4 protein-coding genes are annotated in these 5,624 nt (G+C 38.3%); 1 reads left to right on the forward strand and 3 read right to left on the reverse strand.

Annotated features, from left to right (window positions below; translation table 11 throughout):
• A partial coding sequence (locus tag KJ678_03890; GenBank protein ID MBU1017273.1) for a GIY-YIG nuclease family protein occupies positions 1–558 on the reverse strand: 558 nt, incomplete at its 3' end.
• Between KJ678_03890 and KJ678_03895 the strand changes: the two genes are divergently transcribed.
• Positions 551–2,245 (forward strand): transglutaminase family protein, encoded by a 1,695-nt coding sequence (locus KJ678_03895; protein MBU1017274.1) that lies wholly within the window; start codon positions 551–553, stop codon positions 2,243–2,245. The genes KJ678_03890 and KJ678_03895 overlap by 8 nt on opposite strands.
• Here KJ678_03895 and uvrA read toward each other — a convergent pair.
• Together uvrA and KJ678_03905 are read right to left on the reverse strand one after the other, a co-directional pair.
• Positions 2,169–5,027: an excinuclease ABC subunit UvrA gene (uvrA, locus tag KJ678_03900; GenBank protein ID MBU1017275.1), complete on the reverse strand. Its 2,859-nt coding sequence runs from the start codon at positions 5,025–5,027 to the stop codon at positions 2,169–2,171. The two genes, KJ678_03895 and uvrA, sit on opposite strands and share 77 nt — an antisense overlap.
• Positions 5,028–5,404: 377 nt before the next feature.
• Positions 5,405–5,587 (reverse strand): hypothetical protein, encoded by a 183-nt coding sequence (locus KJ678_03905; protein ID MBU1017276.1) that lies wholly within the window; start codon positions 5,585–5,587, stop codon positions 5,405–5,407.
• Positions 5,588–5,624 lie beyond the last annotated feature (37 nt).

The following is a 5,624-nucleotide window of genomic DNA, read 5'->3' on the forward strand; positions in this document are numbered from 1 at the left end:
TTTCATCTCCTTTTCTAGAGCGCGGATAAGTTTAGGCATATTTCTGAAAAGAACTTCTTTAACCTTTTTGATGTTTTCAATATTTATCCTCTCCCCTTCTTTGCCAATACACGGCGCGGGACAAATTTTAGTATACCCGTAAAGACAAGGTTTGATTAATTTGCGATATCTTGAAAACTTGGATAACGAACAATCTCTAAAAGGAAAGATTTTTCTTAAAGTTCTAACTATGGTTTCTGCCGAACTCCCATAAGGAAAAGGACCGTAAACTACCTCCTTTTCCCGTATTTCATTTTTTCGGACGATGGAAATTCTATCTTTCGTAAGCTGAATATGTTTAAAAGACTTATCGTCTTTAAGTTCAATATTATATTTAGGCTTAAATTTTTTAATAAGCTCAGCTTCCAGAATTAAAGCCGACACTTCATTCTCCACCAAAATGTGGTCCACTTTTGCCGTATTTTTAATAAGCTGTAAAGTTTTTGTTCCTAAAAGATTTTCGTTCTTAAAATAACTACCCACCCTTTTGTTGAGGTTAATAGCCTTTCCTATGTACAATAGATTATCTTTTGAATCTTTAAATAAATATACTCCGGGAAGGGATGGTATACTTTTAAGTATGCTTAAAAAAATGTTTTTTGCTCTCATTTTAATCATTACCCTTTGCCTTGGACATAAAACAAGTTATGGCGCCGATTTTTCAATAGACCAAAATATTAATTTTACCTGTTCCGCCAATGAAATGTGCGCCGTTCTAAACAACATAAGTATAACAAACAATACCAATGAAATGCTCGTTTCGGAATATACCTTAAATACCGGACTCAAAGATATTAATAAAGTTAACACGCTAGATCAAAAGAAAAGAGCGCTTTTAACTAAAGTGGAACAGATAAACGGTCAAAGCGTTATTAAAATTAATTTTGAGAATCCCGTGTTAGGAAAAGGAAATATAATCAACCTTACCGTAATTTATGAAACTAGCGAGACTATTAAAAAAACCGGAAAAATTTGGGAAATCAGCATTCCCAAAATAAATAAAACCGAAGAAACACAAAACCTTAAAATAACCGTTTCCGTTCCAAACGATTTTGGACCTTTAATGTATGTAACTCCCCAACCTGCCAGCAAAAAAGAAACCGAAACTGATATAATTTACAGTTTTAATCCAGATACGGCAACCGATGGTGTGAATATAGCGTTTGGAGAATATCAATTATTTAATTTTGAAATCTATTACTATTTAAAAAACGATAATAAATTCTGGTCCCAAACCTTTGAAGTTCCTTTCCCGCCAAATGTGGAAGACATCCAGGAAGTTTTTATAACTAATCTTAATTTTAAGCCAAACTCCCTTAAAAAAGATCCCGAAGGAAATTATATCGCTTTATACGAACTTAACCCCGAACAAACCAAAAGAATAGAAATATACGGGCTTATTAAAGTTTTTAACAAAGAAATAAACCCTTCTCTAGGTGGAGGTTTTGAGGATATACCCAAACAACTAATTGAAAAATACACTAAACCCCAGAAATATTGGGAATCAAAAGATGAAACCATTTTAGAAATAGCAAAAAACTTAAAGGATATTAACAAAACGGTTTCCGAAAACGCAAAGCTAGCTTATTTGTACACCATAGAAAATCTAATATATTCCGCCGAAAAATCCAAAAGAAATTATTTGGAACGGCTCGGGGCTAAAAAATCTTTGCAAAACCCGCAAGATTCGGTTTGTATGGAGTTTACCGATGTAACTATAGCGCTATTGCGGGCTATGGGTATTCCCGCGCGAGAAATTAATGGATACGCCCATAGCGAAGATTTATCTAAAAGACCTCTTTCGGTATTTTATGATAACAATAAAGATTTACTACATTCGTGGGTTGAGTTTTTTGACCCAAAATTTGGTTGGGTTGAAATAGACCCTACTTGGGGCCAAACTTCGGGGCTAGATTTCTTTTCAAAAGTGGGCGTGAATCATATTATATTTGTTAGAAAAGAAGACCCAAACTATCCTCTCCCCCCCGGAGTATATAAAGACGCAGGCAGTAACAAAAAGTCGGTTGTAATAACCTTTGGGAACGATACTTTGCTAACGGAGAATATAGAGTCAATAGACGATTTAGTGGATAAAAAGCATAAATTAAATTTGCCGATTACGGGTTTAATTATTCTTTTATCAGCGCCTGCGCTGTATATGATTTATCTTGTTTTAAAAGGGATTCTAGGGGACCCGCGAAAATAATTTCTCCGCCTTTTAAACCTCCTTTGGGACCTAAATCTATAATATAATCCGCGTTTTTAATTATATCCAAATTATGTTCTATAACAATTACCGTATTTCCTTGGTTTACAAGCCTTTTAAGAACGGATAAAAGGTGCTCTAAATCAGCAAAATGCAAGCCTGTGGTTGGTTCGTCCAAAATATAAAAAGTTTTGCCCGTTTGCTTTTTGCATAACTCCGACGCTAACTTTACTCTTTGAGCTTCACCACCGCTTAAAGTTGGGGCGGGTTGACCCAATTTTATATAACCTAAACCAACATCGCGCAAAGCAAGAAGTTTTTGTTGTATAGCGGGAAAATTCTCAAAAAATCGCAAAGCTTCAATTACCGTAAAATCCAAAATATTCGCAATGTTTTTGCCTTTATAAGAAACCTCCAAAACCTCGCGGTTATACCTTTTGCCTAAACAAGCCTCGCAATTAATGTAAACATCGGGCAGAAACTGCATTTCTATTCTTATCTGCCCTTCACCTTGGCAAACTTCGCACCTTCCTCCTTTAACATTAAATGAAAAACGGCCCGCTTTGTACCCGCGCATTTTAGATAGAGGTGTGGCGGCGTATAAAGCTCTTATTTCATCAAAAACTTTAATATAAGTTGCGGAATTGCTACGAGGAGTTCGTCCTATGGGCGATTGGTCTATATCTATTATTTTGTTTATGTTCTCAATACCCAAAATACCTTTGTTCGCTCCGGGCTTTTCGTTGTTTTTCAGCCCAAATTCCTGCCTTAACTGTCTTAACAAGGTTTCGTTAACAAGCGAAGATTTTCCACTACCAGACACACCCGTAACGCAAATAAATTTTCCCAAAGGAAAAGAAACATCAATATTCTTTAAATTGTTATGAGTACACCCTAAAATAACAAGCTCCTCCTTTTTAGAAAAGGTAGAATTATTATCTAAATGCTGTCCAACCTTTTTCTTACCACTTAAATATTGTCCGGTTAAAGATTTAGGGTTTTCCATTATTTGTAAAGGAGTTCCCTGCGCAATAATTTCTCCGCCCAAATCTCCCGCTAAAGGCCCAAAATCAACAACATAGTCGCTTGCCAACATTGTTTGCGCGTCGTGTTCAACCACTATAATGGTATTTCCCAAGTCTCTTAATCTTTTTAAGGTTTGAATAAGTTTGTTATGGTCTCGCGAGTGCAAACCTATGGACGGCTCGTCTAAAACATACAGCACTCCCGAAAGACCGCTACCTATTTGCGAGGCAAGCCTTATTCTCTGCGCTTCGCCCCCGGCAAGACTACCTGCACAGCGGTCTAATGACAAATAATCAAGCCCCACATCCAGTAAAAATTTAAGCCGAGAAACCGTTTCTTTAAGAATAGGTTTGGCAATTTCCCGTTCTTTGTTACTTAATTTTTGGTCCAACAAAAGATTTCTTAGCCACTGAAAAACCTCGTCTATAGACATTGTTGTTAATTCCACAATGTTTAAACCTTTAATAGTAACCGACAAAGCCTCTTTTTTTAATCTGTTCCCGTGGCAAGCGGGACAAGGTTCTTTAACCATATACTTATCTATCTCGTTTCTTATAAAATCCGACTCGGTTTCTCTATACCGTCGTTCTAGGTTTGGTATAATACCCTCAAAACGGGCGTTGTACCCGCCTAAACGGACTTTTTCTTTTAAACCGTATAGTAAAATCTTAACCTCTTTCTCGTCTAAACTTTTTAGCGGTTTTTTTAAATCTATATTATGTTTTTGAGAAACTGTCTCCAAAAGTCTAAATGTCCACGATTCCCTATTTTCCACCGTATGCGCCCAAGGAAAAATACCCCCCTCCAAAACGGACAGGTTAGGGTTATAAATAAGCTTTGGGTTTATTTTTAGCTGGGTTCCCAAACCTTGGCATATAGAACAGGCTCCTTGAGGAGAATTAAACGAAAAAAGACGAGGCTCCAGTTCTGGCAAAGATATATTGCAGGAAGGACAAGCAAAAAGTTCGCTAAAAAGGGTATCTGCCATTTTTTGAGGATATTCGGGAAACTCAAAAGAGGCGTCTTTTACTTGTGAGGATATAACAAAACCGTTGGATAATTTTAGAGAAATTTCCACAGATTGAGCTAATCGGTTTTTTAAGATATTAAGGTCGGCTTCTTTAATTTTTGGTTCTAAAATAACTTTATCCACCAAAACATCTATAGAATGTTTGTTAGTTTTTATAAGAAAAATATCCTCGTCTAAATCTTTAACAGTTCCATCCACGCGAGCTTTTCTAAAACCCTGTTTTTTTAAGGTATTTAAAAGCGAGGAAAATTCGCCTTTTTTTTCTCTTATAATCGGCGAGAAAATAATTATTCTCCCCTTTTGTTCCAAAATACCGTCCACAATTTGGTCCACGCTTTGCTGGGATATTTCAGCATTGCAGTTGGGGCAATGAGGATGCCCAATACGGGCGTATAAAAGTCTTAAAAAATCGTAAATTTCGGTAACGGTGCCTACCGTAGAGCGGGGATTATGAGAAACGGATTTTTGGTCAATAGCTATAGCGGGGGACAACCCTTCAATACTTTCAACATCCGGCTTTTTCATAACGCCTAAAAATTGCCTGGCATACGAGGATAAAGATTCAACATATCGTCTTTGACCTTCGGCGTATATGGTATCCATAGCAAGGGAAGATTTTCCGCTACCGGAAACGCCTGTAAAGACAATTAACTTGTTTTTAGGCAAGGTTAGACTGATATTTTTTAAGTTGTGTTCGCAAGCTCCGCGGATAATAAGTTTATCCATAAACTTTAAATATACGGCAAATGTTCGGGGAATTCAAGGGATTAAAATATAAGCGGGAGCTTGCTGGCACCATAGACAGCAAACCCCCGCTCGGGAAGTCTCAAACTCTTTCAGTTAGCCCAGAAACCCGCCCGATCTCCGCGCCGCCTTTCGGATTGGAGCAACGAATCCCCAATGGCTGTCGTTGCCGCCGTTGTTCATAAGAAAGTCATCATCCCCGGGGATTCCTAGATGCACCTTGCGAGATGTCGCGGCGGTAACAGGAGACTGCCCCGAACCCAAAGACGCATGAACTGTCCCTGGTCCGGTTGGAGTCTGCACCGCTTTACAGGGAGAACACGGCCGTCCCATTATGTGGGGACACCCATCGCACATACTCACTTTCCACCTCCATTGATAACTCGCGGACAAGCCCGCGCTCGTCTATGGCAACTGTAAATAATCGCGCTTCCTCGCCCTCGTCTAGCATGGCGAGTTTGGAGATGCGGACAAGTACATTCCGCGCATTTCTGTCCCGCATTTGGAACAGTTGCCTCAACAGCCAATACAACTTTGGACATATTCCGCATATTGTATTCTCTCCTTTATTTTGGAAAA

The sequence above is a fragment of the Patescibacteria group bacterium genome, from assembly GCA_018817085.1.
Taxonomy (GTDB): domain Bacteria; phylum Patescibacteriota; class WWE3; order CG2-30-40-12; family CG2-30-40-12; genus CG2-30-40-12.

What these genes read in the sequence shown, in the direction of transcription:
- KJ678_03895 (MBU1017274.1), top strand. Translation starts at nt 551, where the DNA reads ATGTACAATAGATTATCTTTTGAATCTTTAAATAAATATACTCCGGGA.
- uvrA (MBU1017275.1), bottom strand. Translation starts at nt 5,027, where the DNA reads ATGGATAAACTTATTATCCGCGGAGCTTGCGAACACAACTTAAAAAAT.
- KJ678_03905 (MBU1017276.1), bottom strand. Translation starts at nt 5,587, where the DNA reads ATGTCCAAAGTTGTATTGGCTGTTGAGGCAACTGTTCCAAATGCGGGA.